Annotated in this window: 15 protein-coding genes; 9 read left to right on the top strand and 6 right to left on the bottom strand. The window is 64.5% G+C overall.

Annotated features, from left to right (window positions below; translation table 11 throughout):
• Positions 1-20 precede the first annotated feature (20 nt).
• From DIE02_RS16060 to DIE02_RS16080, 5 genes are all read left to right on the top strand, one after another.
• The gene (locus DIE02_RS16060; RefSeq protein WP_124487872.1) at positions 21-2,582 is read left to right on the top strand and encodes a type VI secretion system Vgr family protein; all 2,562 of its coding nucleotides are present in this window, start codon (positions 21-23) and stop codon (positions 2,580-2,582) included.
• Positions 2,582-3,604 carry a DUF4123 domain-containing protein gene (locus DIE02_RS16065; protein ID WP_124529417.1) on the top strand — a complete coding sequence of 341 codons (1,023 nt, stop codon included), beginning with the start codon at positions 2,582-2,584 and terminating at the stop codon, positions 3,602-3,604. The genes DIE02_RS16060 and DIE02_RS16065 overlap by 1 nt, the downstream gene beginning before the upstream one ends.
• 13 nt (positions 3,605-3,617) lie before the next feature.
• On the top strand, positions 3,618-4,421 hold the full coding sequence (locus tag DIE02_RS16070; RefSeq protein ID WP_124487918.1) for a DUF3304 domain-containing protein: 804 nt from the start codon (positions 3,618-3,620) through the stop codon (positions 4,419-4,421).
• Between the two features lie 189 nt (positions 4,422-4,610).
• On the top strand, positions 4,611-5,387 hold the full coding sequence (locus DIE02_RS16075; protein WP_124487919.1) for a DUF3304 domain-containing protein: 777 nt from the start codon (positions 4,611-4,613) through the stop codon (positions 5,385-5,387).
• Positions 5,380-7,674 (top strand): DUF2235 domain-containing protein, encoded by a 2,295-nt coding sequence (locus tag DIE02_RS16080; RefSeq protein ID WP_124487874.1) that lies wholly within the window; start codon positions 5,380-5,382, stop codon positions 7,672-7,674. Before DIE02_RS16075 ends, DIE02_RS16080 begins: the two co-directional genes overlap by 8 nt.
• A gap of 168 nt (positions 7,675-7,842) precedes the next feature.
• Here DIE02_RS16080 and DIE02_RS16085 read toward each other — a convergent pair whose 3' ends face one another.
• The 5 genes from DIE02_RS16085 to DIE02_RS16105 all read right to left on the bottom strand — a co-directional run bounded on the left by DIE02_RS16085 (position 7,843) and on the right by DIE02_RS16105 (position 15,476).
• The gene (locus DIE02_RS16085) at positions 7,843-8,418 is read right to left on the bottom strand and encodes a DUF3592 domain-containing protein (protein ID WP_124487875.1); all 576 of its coding nucleotides are present in this window, start codon (positions 8,416-8,418) and stop codon (positions 7,843-7,845) included.
• Between the two features lie 40 nt (positions 8,419-8,458).
• Positions 8,459-9,409, bottom strand: a complete 951-nt coding sequence (locus DIE02_RS16090) for an OmpA family protein (protein WP_124487876.1) — start codon at positions 9,407-9,409, stop codon at positions 8,459-8,461.
• Positions 9,410-9,413: 4 nt separating this feature from the next.
• Positions 9,414-10,403: a type VI secretion system-associated protein TagF gene (gene tagF, locus DIE02_RS16095; protein WP_124487877.1), complete on the bottom strand. Its 990-nt coding sequence runs from the start codon at positions 10,401-10,403 to the stop codon at positions 9,414-9,416.
• The gene (gene tssM / locus DIE02_RS16100) at positions 10,400-14,329 is read right to left on the bottom strand and encodes a type VI secretion system membrane subunit TssM (protein ID WP_124487878.1); all 3,930 of its coding nucleotides are present in this window, start codon (positions 14,327-14,329) and stop codon (positions 10,400-10,402) included. Before tssM ends, tagF begins: the two co-directional genes overlap by 4 nt.
• A gap of 301 nt (positions 14,330-14,630) precedes the next feature.
• A complete protein-coding gene (locus DIE02_RS16105; protein WP_044845915.1) occupies positions 14,631-15,476 on the bottom strand; it encodes a M15 family metallopeptidase in 846 nt (281 codons plus the stop codon).
• Positions 15,477-15,597: 121 nt separating this feature from the next.
• Between DIE02_RS16105 and DIE02_RS16110 the strand changes: the two genes are divergently transcribed.
• On the top strand, positions 15,598-16,563 hold the full coding sequence (locus DIE02_RS16110) for a phage tail protein (protein ID WP_124487879.1): 966 nt from the start codon (positions 15,598-15,600) through the stop codon (positions 16,561-16,563).
• 204 nt (positions 16,564-16,767) lie between these two features.
• Positions 16,768-17,796: a transporter gene (locus DIE02_RS16115; RefSeq protein WP_044845996.1), complete on the top strand. Its 1,029-nt coding sequence runs from the start codon at positions 16,768-16,770 to the stop codon at positions 17,794-17,796.
• A 181-nt stretch (positions 17,797-17,977) separates the two neighbouring features.
• Here DIE02_RS16115 and DIE02_RS16120 read toward each other — a convergent pair whose 3' ends face one another.
• On the bottom strand, positions 17,978-20,146 hold the full coding sequence (locus DIE02_RS16120; protein WP_124487880.1) for a M1 family metallopeptidase: 2,169 nt from the start codon (positions 20,144-20,146) through the stop codon (positions 17,978-17,980).
• Between the two features lie 644 nt (positions 20,147-20,790).
• Here DIE02_RS16120 and DIE02_RS16130 point away from each other — a divergent pair.
• Positions 20,791-21,285 carry an LEA type 2 family protein gene (locus tag DIE02_RS16130; protein ID WP_124487882.1) on the top strand — a complete coding sequence of 165 codons (495 nt, stop codon included), beginning with the start codon at positions 20,791-20,793 and terminating at the stop codon, positions 21,283-21,285.
• A gap of 167 nt (positions 21,286-21,452) precedes the next feature.
• Positions 21,453-21,785 (top strand): YegP family protein, encoded by a 333-nt coding sequence (locus DIE02_RS16135; protein ID WP_124487883.1) that lies wholly within the window; start codon positions 21,453-21,455, stop codon positions 21,783-21,785.
• The last annotated feature ends 131 nt before the right edge of the window (positions 21,786-21,916 follow it).

Below are 21,916 nucleotides of genomic sequence, written 5' to 3' on the forward strand. Positions count from 1 at the left end.
AACGAGAAGAAGGGTGACGCATGAACGTGACCGAACTGGCACAGGCGATTCGTGGTGGCCTGATCCAGCAGGATCGGCTGCTGAAGACGGACATCCCGTCGCTGCCGAACAATGCGCTCGTGCCGCGCCGCGCGGTGACCCGTTCGGCGCTCGGCCGCGATTTCAGCGTGGCGCTCGATCTGGTGTCCACCGCGAGCGACGTCGAGCTCAAGACGCTGATCGCGCAGCCGATCACGCTGTGGATCCAGCAGCCGGACAAGTCGTATCTGCCGATCAACGGCTATGTCCACACGGCGCGACGGCTCGGCGCCGACGGCAGCCTGTCGAGTTACCAACTGCGCTTCGCGTCGTGGATGCATTTCCTCAAGTTCCGCAGCGACATGCGGTACTGGCAGGACCAGCCGGTCGACGCGATTCTCTCCGACGTGTTCGATACGCATCCGCAGGCCAGGGGCCAATACCAGTTCGCGTTGTCGAAACCGTTGCCGTCCCGGTCGTACTGTCGCCAGAGCGAAACCGACTGGAACTTCGTGCACCGGCTGATGGAGGACGAAGGGCTGTTCGGGTTCTGGCGGCACAGCGAAGACGGGAAGGCGCATACGCTCGTCATCACCGACGACGTGCATGCGGTCGATGCGCTGTCCCCGAATGTCGTTACGTTCGATCGTTCCGGCAGCGGCACCGAAACCGCCGGGTTTACGCAATGGACCGCATCGCGGACGTTGCAAAGCACGCTGCACACGACGCGCACCTTCGACTACAAAGCGCCGTCGTCGGCGGGCAATCCGAACGGCACGTCGCTGCCGACCAAGGCCGGCCAGGGGGACCTGCCGGGCCAGGCGGAAATCTACGAATACACCGGCGCGTACACGTATCCGGGCCAGGACCGCGGCGAACACCTGTCGAAGATTCGTCTCGAGGAATGGGAGTCGCGCGCGAAGCGCTTCTTCGGCGTGGGCGGCGTGCGCGCGATCGATGCCGGCCGGCGCTTCACGCTGACCGGTCATCCCGAGCACGACCGCGATTCGGCGAGCGAGCGCGAGTTCGCGGCCATCGGCGTCACGCGGTACATCGAGAACAATCTGCCGGTTTCGGACCACGAAGCGAGTTTTCCGCATAGCCTGCAGGACCAGCTGGCGCAGGTGAAGGCCGGTCACGGGGAAGCGGCTGCGTGCCAGGTCGCGCATGACGACGGCTCCGCCGGGTTCTATCTCGTCGAGGTCGAAGCGCAGCGCGCGAGCGTGCCGTACCGCAGCCCGTTCGAGCATCGCAAGCCCGCGATGCAGCTCGAGACGGCGATCGTCGTCGGGCCGAAGGGCGAAGAGGTTTATACGGACGAGCTGAACCGGATCAAGGTCATGTTCGTCTGGGACCGCCAGAGCGAAGGCCGCGAGAACGCGTCGTGCTGGATACGTGTCGTGCAGTCCGATACCGGCGGCGGGTACGGCGGCGTGCATATTCCGCGGGTCGGCGAGGAAGTGCTGATCGGCTACATCGGCGGCGACTGCGACCGTCCGATCGTCATGCATCGCGTGTACAACGGTGCGACCAGGCCGCAGTGGCATAGCAACGGGATCCTGTCGGGCTTCCGGTCGAAGGAGTATGCAGGATCGGGGCACAACGAGATGGTGCTCGACGACGCGACCGGGCAGAACCGCGCGCGCCTGTTCAGCAGCAGTGCGAATTCGTTGCTTCATCTCGGCTATCTGATCGAGCAGAACGGGAACACGCGCGGTGCGTATCTCGGCTCAGGCTTTGACCTGCGCACGGATGCGTACGGCGCGATGCGAGCCGGGCAGGGCCTGTACGTGACGACGCATCCGAAGCAGGCGAACAGCCAGCCGCTCGACGTGAGTGAGGCGAAGCAGCAGCTTGGCAATGCGCAGGGGCAGATCGAATCGATGTCGCAGGTCAGCGAGATGCATCAGGCGGAGAGTCTCGGCACCGGTCGCGATGCGCTCAAGCAATTCGCCGAGGCGACGCAGAACAGCGTGGCGGGGGCGGCCTCGGGCGGTGGCAGGACCGCAGGCGGCGGGACGGGGAATGCGAATGCGTTCAAGGAGCCGGTGATGTTGTTCGCGAGCCCGGCGGGGATTGGGGTGGCGTCGCAGCAGTCGGTGCACCTGGCGAGCGACCGGCAGACCAATATCGTCAGTGGTCAAAGTACGTTCATTACCAGCGGGAAGTCGCTGATCGCCGGCATCCGGGATCGCATCAGCCTGTTCGCGCAGAACGCCGGGATGAAGCTGTTCGCCGCGAAGGGCAAGGTCGAGGTTCAGGCGCATGCGGACAGCATCGAACTCACAGCGCAGAAGACCGTGAAGATGATGGCGGCGACCGAGGCCGTCGACGTGGCCGCGAAGCAGGAGATCCTGCTCACGTCGGGTGGCGCCTATATCCGGATCAAGGGCGGCAACATCGAGATTCACGCGCCGGGGAAGGTAGATTTCAAGGGCGCTCAGCACCAGTTCAGCGGACCGACGAGCATGCAGTATCCGCTGCCCGCGATGCCGGGCGGCACGTGCAAGCAATGCGTGCTGAATGCGCATAGCGGTCGTGAATCGATGGTCGAGGCGGATTGATGGACGAAGTCAACGATACGGGTGACACCATCGAGATGGCGGCGGATGGGCCCAATCCGCGCGAGCGTGAATGGCCGGCGTTCGTGGAGACGCTGAAGGCATCGCTGGAGCACGAGGCCGGCGACGGCAGACCGATGCGTCTGTACGTGCTCGTCGACACGCGCGGTTATCAGGAGCTGGACACGCAGCTGGCAGCCGTGCGCGGCCTGCGTTACGCGTCCCTTTGGACCGATACCGGGCTGGATGCCTATACGGATATCGCACCGTACCTGATTGCGTTCGACGGTCGCGCACTCGACGGCGGGGATGCGGAGCAGCATCGCGTGCTGCGTCAGCTGTGGCTGGATGCCGTCGATCTGCATGCGGTGACGTGGTTGTGCTCGGCGTGGTCGTTCGACGCGCTGGATGCACATCTGCGCCAGTACGTGAAGTACGCGCTGCCGAACGGTCGCGCGTACTACCTGTTCTTCTTCGACAATCTTGTATTCGGGCGGCTCCGACAGGTGTGGAGCGACACGCAGGCGCAGCAGTTCGTCGCGCCGTTTAGCGAGATCCGATATCGCGGTCGTCGGCTCGACGAAGTCGTGTGGCGCAACGACACGCCGGCGGTTGAAGGTGTGATGTCGGCAAGCGACGCACCGGACCTCAGCGAGCGGCAGCACGCGCTACTGATCGAGCTCGGGTACCCGGACAAGCTCGTGCTGAAGTTTCGCGAGACGATGGCGGCGGTGGTCGATCACCTGTCCGATGCGGAACTCCATGATCAGGTTGTCGAGCAACTCGAACGCGCAGCAGCGCACGGGATTGCCGAAGAAGCGGAATTGCAGTGCTACGTAATGACGGGCGTGCTGGTTGCGCCCCGGTTCGACGAGCATCCGGCGGTGCGGGTGTGCCTTGGAGCCGTGGCGCATGGAGAGACGACGCTCAATGACGCGTTGGCGACGATCGACGACGCGACATGGAATGCGATTCGCGATGCGCACGAGCGGGAATCGATGGAGGCGCTTCGTGGCGTGGCGTAGGTCCGCGCCGGCGATGTGCCTGGTTGCGGCGGCTTTGAGCGCGTGTGGCAAGTCGGAGCCGGTGTATAGCGGAGTTTCGGTAATGGGTCGGAATTATCTGCCGTACAACATGAGCGGCTTCACCGTGATGGACGCGTTTGGAAACAAGGCAAGCGGCGGCGGGGACGACCCGCCGGGTGCAGGTGGGGGGAGCGTGACGTGTTGCTACCAACTCAAGGGCGCCGAGTTCACGGTCGAATGGAAGTATTACGATGCAGACCGATGGACGATGGACGACTCGCACATGCAGGAGGTCGAGACAAAGGTCGTGATGCCACCGTCGGTCGTTCCTGAGCAGCTCGGCGCCCGCATTCTCGAAGTTCATTTCTATCCGGATCGTCACGTCGAGCTTCAATTTCCGGGCGAACTTCTCGACAAGTCGCGTATTCCGATCGTCGAGGTTTCCCGATGGATGGCGACTCGTTATCAGGCGCAACTGGATAGGAAATTTGCAGATACGGACGGGCAATCGCATCGTCGCATCGCGCGTGCAGTGGCTGCTGCGTGGCTGAAATATCGGCTGACCGACTGGCGTGATCTCGCGCAATACGTGTACTTCGACCTGCTGGTGAACAGTCGATTCGATTCGCACCCGACGGTCCAGCGCATCTTGCAGACTGATGCCAGTCAACCCGGTACGTTCGCGAAGTCGATGCAGACCTTGTCGAAGAACGTGCTGTCGGCTTTGGCGAGCGGCCGCTTCGAACCCGTGGCTGTCCCGGCGGTTCCTGACGGCTTGCTGCCGTCACCGCGTATGGACGAGGCGCGACATGGTTGATTTCGTGGGGAGAGGTTCTGGCTATGAGTGGAAGGGCCGCTTACGTGACGGGCGGAACGATACCGATGCGTGGGATATGCCTGCAACGCATGCTCGACAATATTCGGAAGGAAAACATCAGTGAATAGCACGACGGGATTTTCGGGGCTGGCGAGCCGTGTTCTGGCTGGGTGTCTGCTCGTGACGGCCATGGCGGCGTGCGGCAAGTCGGAGCCGACATATAGCGGCGTTTCGGTCATCGCTCACAACTATCTGCCGTACAACCTGGACGGGTTCACGATCACCGATGCCCACGGAAACAAGGCGGGTGGGGGGAACAGCTTGCCGGGTGGTGGGGGCGGGGTGACGTGTTGCTACAAGCTCCAGGGAACCGAGTTCACGGTCAAGTGGAATTACGTCGACGTCGACCAGTGGCATAAAGGCAATGAGGAAACGCTTCACGCCGAGGCAAAGGCGACGTTGCCCCCATCGCAGGTTCCGGAGAAGGTAGGCGATCGAATCCTCGAGGTTCACTTCTATCCGGATCGTCACGTCGAGCTTCAGTTTCCTGGCGCGTTGATGGACGAATCGCGTATTCCGATGATCGATGTGTCGCGCTGGATGGCGAGCAGGTATCAGGCGCAATTGAGCAAGCGGTACGACGAGCGTGAAGACCAGCAGTTTCGTCGTGTCGCTCGAGTTGTTGCGTTGGCATGGTTGAAGTACCGCCTCGTCGATCTCGACGATTTGAAGCAGTACGCTTACTACAACCTGCTCGTGAACAGTCGCTTCGACTCGCATCCGGAGATCCAGCGCATGTTGCAAGCGGATGCCGGCAAGCCAGGCGCTTTTGCGAAGTCCATGCAATCGTTGCCGAAGAATGTTCTGTCTGAATTGACGAGCGACAAGTTCGAACCGGTCGCAGTGCCACCCATATCCGACGGGCTGGTTCCGCCGCCGCGTGTCGAGGAGAAAAAGCATGGCTGAAAGAGTCAAACTCGATCCGGATGACGCGACGCCAACATCCGTATACGCCCAAATCGCAAACCAGAATGCGACGATGTACCCGAAGGGCGATTGCATGCCGTGCGGCGCGACGATTCGGATGGGCTTTTTCTTCGATGCATTCGGACGCCATCGCGATATCGACGATCCATCGAGTTCGCAATACTCCAATATCGCCCGGCTCTGGGAAGCGCATCGCGATATGGAGGATCCGAGACGGCCCGCGAATCAGTTCTGGTTTCGCTTCTATTATTCGGGATTGGGCACGCCCCTCAACGAGTCAGCCAAGGCCGAGGAATGGATCAATGCTGCCGTAGCCGCGAGCAAGATGGGGGGCAAGAAGGCGTTGAGCGGAGCGCAATCGGTCGCCAAGTCGTTCACGCGCGTCAATACGCCGCTCAAGCAGGCCAGCGTAAAAAAACGTGTCGACGACGTAAAGAAGCAGCTCATCGATGGGTTCCTCGAGGGGGACTTCTCGCTTCGACCAATCGACAAGGCATTCCAGGATCTTCGGAAGGATATCGAACGCATTCCCGCTCAGGCGCGGCGTGTCATGAACGTCTTGAATGCATCGCCGGAGCGATACTGGGAACGAACCAAGGCGACCGGAACGCTGCTGTGGCGCAACGCGAAGAACGACTTCAAGAACAACGTCAAAGGCACTCCGATGAAGGCGGGCTGGGCGGTCGCTCGCAGCCTCTTTGTCGGTATAGCGATGGAGAACGTGCCGATCGTGCGTGACAATTCCGTCATGGCCAAAGCTTTCGGCACAGGTGTCGATACGCGGTTGATCGCCGCCAAGGACCAGTTCAAGACTGCGTACGAGGCCGTCAAGAGCCAGATGCCGAAAGTCCGGGCGATCGAGGTTTCGGTGTTCGGCGCGGATCGAGGGTGCGTGCTCGCACGTGCGTTCATCAACGATCTGGCGGAGAAATACAAGCGCAGGGACGACACGGATCTCGCTATTGACGGTGTGTCGATTCAGATCAAATTCGTCGGATTGCTCGATGCAGTTTCGTCCATCATGTCGGAGGAGGCCGGCGAGCTGATCGGAATGGTGCCTTATCTGGGTATGCTCAAAACCAGCTTCAAGGATCGTCCTCTCGCCATCCCGGCCAGTGTGCAGCGCTGCGTTCATTTTGCCGCTGCGCATGAGATGCGCTTCTATCAGCGACTCGACAGTCTCGAGAAAACCCGTGGCGAACAGTTTCTCTATCCGGGCACGAGCTGTGATGTCGTCGGCGGCGCGCCGAGCGGGGCCATGGGGCTCAATGCCGAATTGATGAGAGTCCCGCTGCAAGACATGTTGCTGGAAGCGATCAAGGCGGGCGCGGTCATGGACACCATGGAGGATCTGTACCTGTACAACGCGCCGGTGTTCAAGCGTTTCAAGCTCTCGGATCCGATCAAGTACGGTGGTAAGGAGTATCGAATCAAGGCGCTGGTCAACGCCTACCGCACCCTCGTCCCGCGCAAGCCCGGCGCCGACTTCATGGAGCATTCGAAAGTCTTCATGCGCTGGATTGCAGCCCGCTACATGGATCCCGACTTCCGCCGCACGATTGCCGACCCGGTTGCCGACTGGAAACGCAACGTGAGCGACGCTGACCTGCAGCGCAAGACGGCGAAGTCGCAACTCGACTGGGAACTGCAGCGACAAGGCATCAACATGAGCATGCTAGCCAGCCGCAGCCAGGAGGACCAGGCGAAGCTGCGGGGCATGAAGGCAGCGAGCGACGCGGCACAAAAGCGCTATGAGAAGCTGATCGCGGAAGCGCCGAAGGACTATTCGACGGTCTGGGAGCGTCTCGAGAAGGAAGCGGCAAAGAAGCTGCGCCGCGCGTCGTATCAGGACGGCCTGAAGCAATCCGCCGAGCGTATCCGTAACATGCCGGATTCGTGGGACTCCAATAACAAGGCGAGCGCGGACGCGATCGAGGCGGCTATGCTGCCGGAAGCCGAGATGGAGCTGGTGTCGGCCTGGAAGGAAGGGGTCGAAGGCAAGCACCCGCTTCCGCAGGAGGTCATGGCGCTGTTCGACATGCTTGTCCACGATACGTTGTTGACGAGCTGGCAAGACCACGTGCTGGCGCCGTCACTGTACTTCCGCACTCGCGACAAGGATACGTTCGGGTCGAGCGATCTCGCAAAGGAAGCGAAGCAGCGCAAGAAAGACGATCTTGCCGCGGCACGTATCGACCAGGCGGCCAAGCAGAGCCAGGAATGGGCGCGGGGCTACAAGGGCGGCACAACTCCCCCCATTCATTGAGCGGCGTTGCCGGATGACGGAGCGCCTGCCTCGCTGTCTGTCGGGGAAGAGCGCTCCGGGAGATGACCGCCATATTCGAATGCTGAACCGCCGAACATCGACTCACGGCAGATTCAGCATGGCGCCTGGCCTACAAGCAACTCCGCGAAACCGGCCTGCACGTCCGCATCACGCACCGCTGGCGCGATTCCGCGCGCGCCGTGCTTTGCGCCGCACCGCATGCTTTTTGCGATCCTCGATCCACGGAAGCAGCGCAATGCTCACCGCACACAGCATCAAGCCGCCGACCAAGGCGAACAGACCGAATCCGATTTCTCGTACCCATTCCCCGCCCACAACCGCTTCGTTGCGCCGCGCAATACCCGGAAACATCGGCGAAACGCGCAGACCATCGTTCCCGGCCTCGCCGCAATACGTCTTCGTGAACGCGGCGAACTGTTCGCGACCGATGTTCGACGCGGCCGAACGCGAATAAACAGGCGACCCGGCAGGCCGCCACGTCGTGTCGTAGTGCTGCGTCTGCCCTGCACCATAGCGGAAGACGGCGCGCGCTTCCCATGTCACGTCGGACTTGCCATATCGCAGAGACAACTCGCATCGCTCGACGAAGGCGGGGACATGAGGCCATGCACCAGCGCGAACGAGGATGGCCGAATTGATGACGCCCGATGCGCCCACCAGCACGAAGACCGCACCGAAAACCAGAAGAATGGCCGATCGCAAGCAGCGCAGAGCGAATTTCATCGGAATTGCTGGATTCTCGCCATACCCCCGAATGCTCCGCCTACTGCCCCACCCGGAACTCGATCCGCCGATTCCTCGCCCGCCCTTCGGCCGTATCATTCGGCGCAATAGGCTGATCCGGCCCGACCCCTGTCGTCGTCATCTGCTGCGGCGGGATGCTCTTCGTGATCAGATACCCCTTCACCGCGTCCGCACGCGCCTGGCTCAGCGCGATGTTCGACGTCCGGTTCCCGGAGTTGTCGGTATGCCCGATGATGTCGACCGTGCGGTTCTGCATCTTCGCGAGCGCGGCCGCCATCTGATCGAGAATCTGCCTGCCTTGCGGCGTGAGCGTCGCACTGCCCGTTTCGAACTCGATCGTGCGATTCGCGAGCGTCTGGTCGAGCAGCCCCTGCTCGGACGCCGACACGCGCAGCCCGTTCTTGATCGTATAAGTCGGATTCAGCGTATTCGCCATGTCGCTCGCGAGCTGCTGGCGCTGCGCCTCGTTGTGCACCTCGCCCTTCATCTCGATCTGCGTGCCGTTGATCTTCAGCTGGCCTTTGCTGATCTGCTTCAACTGCGCACCGAGCAGCTTCTGCACGTTCGCGCTCCAGTTCGGCGGCGTCGCGACGTCGCCGACCTCGATCTGGTCGACCACGTTCGCCGCGCCGTAGGTGTCGCGCAGCTTCTGCAGCACGGCGGCCTTGGTCGCCTCGTCGGGCACCTTGCCGCCGACCACCACCTGGCCGGGCGACGCGTTCGCGGGCGGCGGTGCGATCGTGCCGGCCGTGCCGCGCACCACCGTGCCGGACGCCGTGGCCGACGCGGCGCCAGGGTTGGCGTTCCCGGGCAGGGCAGTGGCCGCGACCGTGCCGTTGCCGACCGGCGTGACGGTCGCGCCGCCCGTGTTCTGCGCATGGGCCGCGCCGCAGGCGACGAGGCCCGCGGCGGCGAGAGCGGATACGAAGGGCGACAAGCGCGTGCGCCGGACCTGAATCGTGCGTTGCATCCCGTCAGCCTCCGATGAACGCTTCGCGGAAGGCGTCGATGGCGACGCGCAGCGAGAGTTGCGGTTGGTCGAGGTAGCTGACGAGCTTGCTGATCTGGTGATCGTTTTGCGCATGGGCGTCGATCCACTCGGGATCGTCGATGTCGATGTTGTGGGCGGCGTAGGTCTGCGGATCGACGACGCTCAGCAGCGTCTTCGACGACGCGCCGTTGAAGCCGATGATCAGCCGTTCGCGTTCGGCGATCGTGCCGATGAAGATCGCGAGCTCGAAGTCGGCCTGCGCGACGAACGGTGCGATCAGTTCGAGCCAGAACGCGGCGACGAGGCTGCGATAGAACGGGTCGACCGGCAGCGGCAGCGTGAGGCCGCGCTCGATGTGCGACGAGCCACTCTGCATCACGGGCCGCAACAGCGAACCGAGCGCGAGCATCGCGCCGCGCAGCCGCACCGGATGACCGCTTTCGAGCAGCATCTGCTGCAGGCCGTACAGCGACTGGTGTTCGATGAAGTCGTTGAAGGTGCCGTCATGCGACGTGCCGGGGCCGCCGACGTCGATCGGCACCTGCGTATCGCCGAGCGCCTGCAGCGCGCCGGGCGGCTCCTCCTTCGCGAGCAGCGCCGGCATCTGCGCGGCGACGCGCGACCACAGCCGCGCGAACGCGAGCGGGCTGCGCGCGAGGAACGCGAGCGGCCGGTCGACCTCGAGCGCGGTCGCGCCGAGGAACGGGAAACGGCGCATCGACACGTCGTGGCTCGCGACCATGTGGCCCGCGATGGCGAGCTTGCTGCGCGAGCCGAGGAACGCGAAATGCATCGGCTTCGCATCCTCGTAGACGATCTTCCAGCGCGGATCCTCCGCGAGCAGTTCGAGTGCTTGCGCGATCCAGCGATCGAGCGTCTGCAGCAACTGCGGATTGTGCTGGCTCTTCACGAAGTCGCCGCGCGACGGAATCTTGCCGAAGTAGGCGATCTGCGCCTGAACGGTTTGCGTCATTGCGCCCCCTGTGCGTTCGTTGCGGTGGCGGCCGCCGGCGCGCCCGAGCCGGCCTGCGTCGCGTTCTGCGCGGCACCCGCGCTCGCGTCGGCGACCGACGACGGCAGCTGCAGGCCGCGCAGGCTCTGCTGCTGCGGCTGGTCGCCGCCGCTGCTGGTCGGCTGCGACGTGCTGATGATGCGCATCGTCACCGACACGTTCACGCTGCCCTGGACCCACGTGAGGTCGAAGGTGCCGTCCGGACGGCGCTTGCGCTGCGCCGAGTTGATCAGCTTCTCGAGACCGTAGCGGCCCGGTTCGTTGACGAGCTGCACCGTGCGGCCGTCGAAGGTCGTCGCGGACAGCGTCGCGCCCGGCGAGCCCTGCGGGTTCGGCCACACGAAGTTGGTCCACTGCGGCGGCGTGTTGCGGTAGCGCAGCTGCTGGCCGTCGATCGCGATCGTGTATTCCGTCGTGCCCGTGCTCGGCTGCGGCAGGATCTGGAACACGGTCTGCGGTTCGGCCGCCGCGGCCGCGCCGCCCGCGGCGCCGCCGGCGAGCGGGGCGACCCAGCGCGCGAAGCCGTTCGTGAAGTCGGGCGTGAGGCCGATGCCCATGTCGCCCCACGTGCGGGCGGCGAGCGTGTCGCCGCGGCGCACCGCGAGCGGGCCCAGCGTCGTGCCGACGAACTTCGCGATCGCACCGTCCGGACCGAACACCTGCGCGATTTCACCGGCGCCGGCCTCGACCTTCGCGTTCGCCGCGAACGGGTACTTGGTCGCGAGCGAGCTCTGGAACGGCTGGTAGACCTGCGCGTTCCATACCTTGTTGACTTCCGCGCTGGCAGGCTGGATCACCACCGAGAACGCCTGCATCAGCGGCCGCACCAGCAGCGGACGCAGCGACTTGCGTTGCGAATCGGTGAGGCCTGTCAGCATCTGCTCGTCGACGAACTTCAGCGAATCGGCGAGTTCCGAGCCGTTGCCGTCGAGCGTCTGCTGCATCAGCTGGCGCGCGCCGGGGCCGGGGTCGCCCTGGTTCTTGATCACGTTGAAGCGCGTACGGACCTTCGACAGCGAATCCATGTAGCCCTTGAGCATCGACGTGCCGTCGTGCGTCGCGACGATCCGCGCGAGCCCGATGAACTCCTGGCCGATCGGACCCATCGGCACCTCGGCCGGATTGCCGTTGATGTCGATGTTCGCGGCCGCCACCTGGCCGGCCTGCGAGCGCGTGAACAGCTGCTTGACCCAGTTCACGACGCCGGTCTGCGCCTTCTTGATCGCGACGTTCGCCAGCGACGGGTTGTCCCACGACGTCTGGTCGTACGCGGTCTCGAGGATCTTGCGGATCGGCGAATCCTGCGGGTCGCCGAGGCGGTTCATCCCGTCGACGGCCTGGCCGAAGCTGCTGAAGCCCTGCACCGCGATGCCCTGCATGAACTTCTGCCAGTGCTGCGCGTACTCGGTCTTGTACATCCCGACGAGCGTCTTCTGGATCTGCTCGGGGCTGCCTTCCAGCGTCAGGTCGTCCTGCGTCGACGTGTTCAGGACCCAGTCCTTCGCCTGCAGTTCCTTGGTCGCCGCGTCGCGGATCGCCGGCTGCACGTAGTCGAACCACGCTTCGCGCGTGAACGTGCCCGGAATCGCATAGCTGCCGGCGACCAGCCCCTGGTTGCCGTCGCCGACGATGCGCGCGATGGTCATCGGCGCGAAGCGGGTCGACGCGCGCGCCTTGATTTCCTCGTAGACGCGCTGGCGGGCCGGCATGCCGCGCACGACGCGGCGCAGGTTCTCGCGGGTCTGGTCGACGAGCGCGAGGTTCGCGTCGATCATCGGCCAGTCGTTGTCGTTCACGCGGGCGAGATAGAACGAGATCATGCGCTCGGCGCTCTTGATCATCTCGTCGCGCGGCATGTTGCCGCGATTCGTCTCGAGCCAGCCGCGCCAGAAGCGGGCGAGCTGGTCGGTCAGGTGCGCCTGTTCGACGTGACGCTTGTCGGACAGCATCAGGTAGGTCTTCAGCGCGTTGTACGCGTCCTGCACGTTGGTCGGCGACGCGTCGCTGTAGAGGCCGCCTTGCGGCGCGGCCGGCTGTTGCGGCGCGGCGGCGGCGGCCGCCGCCGCGGATGCGCCTTGCGCGGCGCCGGCGAGCGGCGTGGCGCCCGGCGGGTTCGTCGACACGGGAATCGCGCCGCCCTGCACGGCCCCCGATTCCGGCGGGCGCGTCATCGGCACGAGCTGTTCGGGATGCGCGTTCACGTCCTTCATGAACGACGCGAGGTTCTGCGAGACCGGCGCGAGCAGGATCTGGCGCACGCCGTTGTAGTACTCGGTCAGCAGGTGCTGCTCGAGACGGTCGCCCTGGTACAGGCCGAGCGACACCGACACCGGCTTGTCGCGGCGGAACTGTTCGAGCTGTTCGATGCGGTCTTCCAGGATGTCCATTGCCTGCAGGCGCGACTGCAGGTCGTTGCGGCCCTGCTGCAGGCGCGTGACGTTGTCGAGGTCGGCCTGCACGTTCGCGACGAGCTGCTGGTTGCCGATCGTCGACCAGGTCCAGCCGCCGAGCGCGAGTGCGAGCGCCGCGACGAAGCCGAAGAAGGTCGCGTAGCGCAGCCGGGTCTTGGTCGGGCTCGCGAACTGGCGCACGGTCTGGCGGTCCGCGAAGATCACCTTCGAGAACAGGTCGCGCAGGAAGAAGCCGTTCTTCGAGAACGCGCTGTGCGGCTTGGGCAGCGCGCTCGCGTCGAGGCCGAAGCGGTGCGCGATGCGCTGCGCGGCGGCGCTGTTGGTTTCGCCTTCCTGCAGCGCGCTGGTGAAGTAGAAGCCGCGGAAAATAGGCTTGTACTGGAACGGGTTGTTCTCGAACAGCGTCGCGAGGAACGCGCGCAGCGACGGCTTGATCGTCGAGAATTCGAGCGGGAAGCTCAGCTGGCCCGGCGACAGCTGGTTGCCGCGCGACAGCGACAGCTGCGCGACGCTGATTTCCTTCAGCCCTTCGTAGAGTTCCTCGAAGTGCGTGTCGAACTGCGCGACCACGTCGCGCTTGTCATCGGGCTCGTAGGGCAGGGTGGCGCCCCACACGCGGTCGTATTCGTGCTTGTCGCTGCTGCTGAAGAATTCGGTGAAGCCGGTGATCAGGTCGGCCTTGGTGAACATCACGTAGACCGGCGCGAACACCTCGAGCTTCTCCGTCAGCTCCTGAACGCGCTGACGGAGATTCTTCGCGAGGTTGATCGCGAACTCGGGGCGGTTGCCGGTGAGTTCGGCGATGCTCGCGGTGACGATGATGCCGTTGATCGGCGCCTTCGGACGATAGCGCTTCAGCAGGCCGAGAAAGCCGAGCCATTCGCTGCGGTCTTCCTCGTGCACCGAGTAGCGGCCGGCCGTGTCGAGCAGGATTCCTTCGGTCGTGAAGAACCAGTCGCAGTTACGCGTGCCGCCGATGCCGTGGATCACCGCGCTGTTCTTGTCCGCGAACGGAAACTGCAGGCCGGAGTTCAGCACGGCGCTGCTCTTGCCGGCGGCCGGGTTGCCGATCACGATGTACCACGGCAGTTCGTACAGCGCGGAGCCGCCCGACACCTGGCCGATCTTCGACGTCTTGATCGTCTTCACGGCGTCGGACAGGCGCGTGCGCAGCACGTCGAGGTCGGCGGTCTTCGTGTCGGGTGCGAGCGCGGCCGCGGCCGGCGCGGCGATCTTGCCGGTTTCCGCCTGCTCTTCCAGCACCTGGCCGAGCTGCCGGTTCGCGCGCTTCACGCGCCAGCGGCGCACCAGTGCGACGCCGAGCCACAGCACGAGGATCGCCGCGAAGGCGACCGCCGCCCACAGGAGCGGCAGCTGCAGCATGTCGGCAGCGATGAAGAGAATCGCCGCTAGCGCGACGATCCCGACAATCGAGAGCGTACGCGGATGAGTCAGCACGTTGAGGATGCGTTGCATAGGACGTTCAGGTTCCGGTGCGATTCGGTGAGGCGACGCAGGCGCGCCGAGCGGCAAGCGTGGCGCCGCGATGTGTCGCCATGCTGTCAAACGGGATGAAGGGGGCTGGCATCAATGCGCCCGCGGCATCGGAGAAGGCGCGCGCAATAATGAAAGGACGCTGTGAGAATTAAAACGGAAGCGGCGGCCTGAAAAAATCGCGCAACGGAATGCCCGATCGTTTGCGCCGCCCAAATCGTTTCCTGCCGGGTGATTAAAAAGCCCCATGCCGCCCTCATTATTTCTTGTCCGGCAGCCCTGACTAGCTGCCGCGTCCCAGTTTAAAACCGGGTTTATGGTATTCCACGTGCCCGAGATCCATCATTTTCCAACGGCCTCCCCAGGTCAGGCCGACTTGCTCGGCGACCTGTCCGTACAACTGGTAGCCGCGCATCGCCCAGGGATCTTTCTCGGAAATGACCAGCTTGCCGTCGCGCAGAAACGCGTTGTCGGCCGCGAGCCCGAACTGGTGATAACTCTGGAAGGCCGCCGCATTGGTCACGTTGGTGCCCATCTGCGCGAGCCGGTTCTGTCGTTCCGGACTCCGATAACCTTCCAGCAGCGCCATCTCGTAACCATATTGTTCGTGCATGATCTTGTAGACCAGCAGCAAACGCGTACGGAAATCGGGATCCAGCAGGTTCCAGTCGCGGCTTGCATCTCTCAGCGCAGGCCGTACCTGTTCGACTTCCTTCGTGGCAAAGACTTCCGGCGGCAACGGCGGCGGCGGCACGAGCTGTTCGCCCTGCAGCAGCGCGGCGATCTTCTCGTCAGGCACGCGCGCCGTGTCGTCGTACTGAAATAATTGCCGACCGCGTAACGCAATGGCCACCAATGGCGGCGTCGCAAGAATACCTGCCGACACCATAATCATCAAGCGCCGCCGGATCAGTAAATTTTGCACATCACTTAATGCGCCGCGCGTAACGGTTGCCGATTTAACAATTTGACTTCGCGTACGTGCGGCGTGATCGTTCGCGCGGCGCGTCAGGCGGCCGCGAAACTGGGCGACGGATTCGAAAACGGTCGCGCGGATACCCGGTAAAAGCAACAGTGCCGCAACCGCGACGGCAAGGGCGAAATAGGCGACGAGTGCGACGGCAATCAACGAAATCCCCGGAAATTGGAATTGATTGTGTTTTGCAATGCTTGCTCTTAGAATCAGGCTGCTTTGAGAGGCCGGGCTATATTATCGCGGTGAATTAAACCAGGATTCAATGAGACGCTGAATGAGTGCGCCGGAAAATTCAAATTCGAAAACCCCGCCCAGCCTGCTATCCGATACCAAACCGGCAGGCGGGGGCGAACCGCAGCAGTCGCGCATTCTCGCGAATCTGGAAGGACGTGTCACGCCGCCGGTCGAACCTCCGCGCCGTTCGCTGAAGGGGCCGATCGCGGCCGTCGTCGCGCTCGTGGTCGCCGTCGGCGGCTGGGGCGCATGGCGCTGGCAGCAGCAATCCGGCGAGGCGGCCGTCGTGGCCGCCGCGCCCGTGCAGGCACCGGCAAAGGCCGAGCCGGCCAGCGCCGCCGCCGTGCAGGTCGCGCAGAATGCCGCGTCGGCTGCGCCCGTCGTGCAAACGGCGACGATCGTCAACGACGATGCCGCGTCCCAGGTCGTTGCGTCCGCATCGGGCGCGTCGGGCGCGGACAACAGCCGCTTGTCGCGCGCGCTCGCGAACGGTGCCGACGATGCATCGGGCGCGGCCACGGCGGGCGCCGTCGCCGCGACGGCTGCCGCAGCAGCGGCGACGACGAAATCCGCGAAGGCCGACGCCGCGAAGAGCGACAAGGTCGCCGCCCGCAGCAAGGCCGACGCGAAGGTCGATACGAAGGCGGAGGCTCGCAAGCATCACAAGGAACAGCAGGCGGAGCTCGCGCAGGCGAAGAAGCGTCGCGAAGCGACGACCCGTACCGCGAGCGCGAAGGCGTCCGGGAAGGACGACCCGGATGCGGACCTGCTCGCCGCGCTGGTCGCCCGCACGAAGCCGGCCGACAAGAAGGCCGCCGCGCAGAAGGGGCAGGTCGTGCCGACCAAGACGGCCGCCGCGACGGGCGGTTCGCTCGCATCGCGCGTGAAGGATTGCGCGGAGCGCGGCTTCTTCGAGGATCAGCTGTGCCGCTGGCGCGTCTGCGACGGCCACTGGGGCAAGGATCCGGCCTGCCCGACCGCCGCGCAGTCGGAGACGCGGCAGTAACCGGCATCACACCAGCCTGCACATCGCACCTGCGCCGCCCACCGGGCGGCGCGTTGTTTTTGGGGACGTCTTACGCCGGACGGCAGGATGTGACAATGTCACGAAAATGCCGCATGCATCGGGCATACGTTTCCTTCCATTTCCCGGCGTGGCGCCGCAATGCGCGATGCGCGGCGCGGCGAGCGCCGCACGACCTTCGACACGATGGACCTGATCGTACAGACTTACGGCGCCGATACGTCCGGCATGGTGTGCGGATTCCGCTTCGTCCCGGGCGGATCGGGCGCGATGCTCGATGCCGATGCCGCCGCCGCATGGCTGCGCGCGTGCCGCGAGCGCGATGCGGCCGCATCGGACGATTTCGTCTGGCTGCACTTCAATCTCGCGCACGGCGCGAGCGAGCGCTGGATGCGCACGCACCTCGGATTGCCCGACAGCTTCTTCGAATTCCTCCACGAAGGATCGCGCTCGACGCGCATCGAGCAGGAGGACGGCGCGCTACGCGCGATCGTCAACGACGTGATGTTCAACCTCGAGCTGACGCCGTCGGAAATCGCGACGCTGTTCGTCCACGTCGAGCGGCGCATCATGGTCACCGCGCGGCTCAAGCCGCTGCGTTCGGTCGATACGCTGCGCGCCTGCGTGCGCGACGGCGAGCGGTTCCGGTCGCCGGCCGAACTTCTCGTGCACCTGCTGCGCGACCAGGCCGACCTGCTGATCCAGATCATGCGGCGCACGAGCATCGACGTCGATCGCATCGAGGATCGCTTCCTGTCGCAACGGCTCACGTCGAACCGCATCGAGCTCGGCGCGATGCGCCGCACGCTGACGCGGCTGCAGCGCATGCTGGCGCCCGAGCCCGGCTCGATTTTCCGGCTGCTCGCGAAACCGCCCGCGTGGCTGCACGCCGAAGACGTGCAGGAGCTGCGCGAATCGACCGAAGAGTTCTCGCTGGTGCTCGCGGATCTGTCTGGGCTCAACGAGCGGATCAAGCTGTTGCAGGAAGAGATCGGTTCGCGGCTCGACGAGCAGAACAACCGGACGCTGTTCACGCTGACGCTCGTGACCGTGATCGCGCTGCCGATCAACATCGTCGCGGGCTTCTTCGGGATGAACGTCGGCGGCGTGCCGTTCTCGGAGAACAAGCACGGGTTCTGGCTGATGGTGCTGCTGGTCGCGGGCTTTACCGCACTCGCCGCGTGGTGGGCGTTTCGCCGGCGCGACGATCGCTAGGGCCCGTTATTGGCGTGAACAGGCGCCAGGTCGGCATTGGCGCGGCGCCGCACGCGGCGGCAACAAAAAACAGGCCCCGCATCCGGGGCCTGCGTTAGGAGGTGAAGGGACGTGAAGGGACATGAAGCGTCGAACGCCGGCCGGCGCCGCGTATCGCGCGGCACCGGCCGGCCGGATCACGTTACTGAACCAGCGTCTTGCGCGGCTTGAACATGCCCTGGTAGCGCAGCGACGGACGTTCCTTCACCGTCGGCGCGATGCCGCCGAAGCTCGGCGTCTGGCGCAGCTTCATCGCGGCCGGCGAAGCGACCGAGCCGATCGACGTCGAACGCGAAGCCGGCGCGAGGTTGTTCGCGACGAGCAGCGCGGCCTCGCTCTTCAGGTTCGCGAGCAGCACCGGATCGACCGAGCTGTTGACCTGCGTGAGCAGGCCGCTCCACGCGGCGTCGCTGTAGTTCACGACGTAGTAGTCGAGACCGCTCGGATCCGCGACCACGCCCGTGCAGCCGTCGATCCGCGTCTGCGTCTGCGTATCCTTCAGCGCGAGCGTCGTGCGTTTCGCGAGACCCTGGCCGTACGCGAGCGTGATCGGTACCGTCCACTGCAGGCCCGGATACGCGTTCTTGTTCGGGAACGGCTGCTGTTTCAGCGTGACGACCGTCTGGTTCTTCGTCATGTCGCACTGCGTGTCGAGCGAGATCAGCGGCACGCCCGTCTGGCGCACGTAGCTGTCGCCGATCGGGCCGACCGCCTGGCCGCTTTCCTTCGACAGCGCATCCCACAGGCGCTTCGGCGTGCCGTTGCCGAACGAGTAGTCGACCAGGTATTGTTGCAGGCCCTTTCGCAGCGTCTGCTCGCCGAGATAGTTCTCGAGCGTCTTCAGCACATGGCCGCCCTTGTCGTACGTGAACGCGCTCGCGCTCAGCACGAAGTCGTTCGACGCCCAGTCGTTGAAGTTCGGCGCGACCGGGAACGCGTTCGGGCCGATGTCGCGATTGATCACGCGATACTTGTTCTTCACCTGGTCGAGCCAGCTGAACTCGTCGGGGAAGAACTGGATCGTCGTCTTCGTCTCGAAGAACGTCGCGAACGACTCGTTGAGCCAGACGTTGTCCCACCAGTCGGCCGTGACGAGATCGCCGAACCACTGGTGCGCGACTTCGTGCGTCAGCACCTCGTTACCGTAGCGCGACATCGGCTGGCCCGGTTGCGGCAGGATGTCGTCGGCGAACTCGAGGATCGACCCCCAGTTCTCCATCCCGCCGAAGTTCAGGTCCTTCTGCTCCTTGAACGCGTCGTTCGCGGCGACCGTATCGAACTTCGTCAGCGGCAGCGGGATACCCGTGTAGCGGTAATAGAAATCGAGCGCCTGCTTGGTGCGGTCCATCGCCGGCTTGGCCCAGTCGCTCATGCCCGGCGGCGTGAACACGCGCAGGTGCAGGCCGCCCTTGCCGCCCGGCAGCGGGCTCGAGAAGTCGTCCTCGTAGGTGTCGAACATGCCGCCGCCGAAGAACAGCAGGTACGACGGCATCGGCGGCGTCTTCTCGAACTGCACGAGCTTGTAGCCGCCGCCGACGTTGGTCGACGGCTTCTCGGCCGCGTTCGACACGACGCGCCAGTTCTGCGGCACTTCGGCCGTCACTTCATAGGTCGGCCGGAAGGCCGGCTCGTCCCAACCCGGGAACCACTGGCGCGACAGGTTGGTTTCGCCCTGCGTGAGGATCGCGCCGCTCGTCTTGCCGTCGGTGCCCTTCAGGTCGACGCGGAACACGCCTTCGGCGGCCGAGCAGCCCGGATACGGGTCGTCGCCGCAGCTGCCGCCCGTCTGCGTGGCCGGATCGTCGTACGACTTGAAGTTGATGATGCCGGACCATTCCATGTGCAGCGAATAGTTGCCCGGCGCGATCGTGCCGGCGACGGGGCGCAGCTGGTAGAAGTCGCCCTTGTCCTGCGGCGTCGCGATCAGCTGGATGTTGCCCGGCTGCAGCGTGATGCGGCCGTTCGTGAACTTGATCCGGTGGCCGGCGATCACGATGTTGTTGACCGGCTTCAGCACCTTGATCTCGACGTCGGCGCGCCCGTCGAACGCGTTCAGCGCATCGTTCGGGCGGAACCACAGCCGGTAGTTGACCGGTACCACGGTGTCCGGCAGCTCGACGGGCGACACGCTCTTGTCGACGTTGGAGGCTGACGGCGGCGTGTTGGCGGCGGGCGACGAGCTCGAGTGCGGCGCGCCGGCGGAGCTGAGTGCGGAAGCCGAGCCGACGCCGCTGTCGTCGCCGCCGCACCCGGCGAGCGCGAGTGCGGCAACCAGCGGCAGGTAACGCATCTTGTGAATGTTGATCGACATGACTGAAACCTCGATTGTTGAAAGAATCGTTCAGTGCTGTGAAAACGCCGGCAAAAGAAATCCCTCGCCGTTAATCAACAGCGACGAGAAATGCCAATGACGGATTATTCGAAAAGACGGCCGGCCGACTACGTGAAGGTAATCATGGTTTACTGCCCCCTCTGTGTTTCCGGATGTCGGTTAACTGGCCGGTTCAAAATGGCCGGGCGCGGGTTGTACTGAATTGATTTCGCGCGCACGACACGGGGCCGCCCGCCCTGTGCTGGCGTGCATTCCCTTTGAACCGACGACCCACGGGGCTGGCCGTACCAGGCCGCAGGACGGAAGGACGGCGTGTCGCCGTTCCGTAAAATCGCCGTCATACGGCTTGAAGGTTTGTCGGCCTGCTCGAAGGATGCGTAAATATACTTGATGGTTTTGGGTAAAGGAAACGAAAAAATTAGAAAGTGCTTCCCTTGAATTTTTCGCGCGCCATTGAATGCTGGGAGGCATTAATTCGCTTTCTGTTTAGCCGTTCGTTTCCGTAGTTTTAATCTATTAACGATCTCGCTGATGCGCGAAAACTACGAATCAGGGTGCGGCGCGGCGCGCTCGGTACAATGCGGCGACGACCCGCCGATCGATTGCCGCAAGGAGGCCAGCCCATGCCACGAGCCCTGTTCCGTATCGCGCCGCTGCGCGCCATGCTGCTGCTGTTCGCCGCCGTCTTCGCGCTCGGCGGGTGCGCGGGCCTGACGCGCGAGCCCGTGAGCGTGACCGTCGCCGGGCTCGACCCGCTGGCCGGACAGGGCCTCGAGATGCGCTTCAGCCTGAAGCTGCGCGTACAGAACCCGAATGACACGCCGATCGAATTCGACGGCATTTCGGTCGCGCTCGACCTGAACGGCACGCCGTTCGCGAGCGGGGTCAGCGATCGCTCGGGCGTCGTGCCGCGCTTCGGCGAGGCCGTGATCGACGTGCCCGTTTCGGTGTCGGCGTTCGCCGCCGCGCGGCAGGCGTGGAACCTGCCCGGCGCGGCGGCCAGCGGCGAGTTGCCGTACGCGCTGCGCGGCCGGCTCGCCGGCGGCGTGCTCGGCACCGTGCGTTTCAGCGATGCGGGCACGTTGCGCATGCCGGCGACGCCGGGGTGGGGCGGCTAGACGATGCCTGCGCGACGCCCCGGATGCCGGACCGGACGAAGCGGCGTGATTGCAGCGCCGTCTGACGATTTCTGACGATCGTGTTTCGTGCGCCTTACGTTTTGCGCTGCAATCGCGTTTAGACTGCCTCGGTCCGGAGGGCCGGACGACTTTGTGGAGAGGGCACCATGGCAGCGAAATTCGTCATCAAGAAAGCGAACGACGGGCAGTTCCTGTTCCACCTGAAGGCCGCCAACGGCGAGATCATTCTGCGCAGCGAGCTGTACAAGACCAAGGCGTCGGCGGAAAACGGCGTCGCGTCGGTGCGCAAGAACGCACCGGACGACGCACGCTACGAGCGCAAGACCGCGAGCAACGGCCAGTTCATGTTCAACCTGAAGGCCGGCAATCACGAGATCATCGGCACGAGCGAGCTGTACAAGGCTGAAGCCGGCCGCGAGAACGGCATCGCGTCGGTGAAGCAGAACGCGCCGGGCGCGGCGCTCGACGACCAGAGCTGACACGCCGCGAGCATCGCGCGGGTGGCGGCCAGGGCGGTCGCCCGCGCTTTGCCGCGCGGGCAAAGCGCGGTATGGTGTGGTCCGCGCGGCGCACTCCGGTAGTCCGGTAGCGCCGCCTGTCTGAAGCCAAC

The organism is Burkholderia sp. Bp8991, from assembly GCF_003853795.1.
Lineage (GTDB): Bacteria > Pseudomonadota > Gammaproteobacteria > Burkholderiales > Burkholderiaceae > Burkholderia.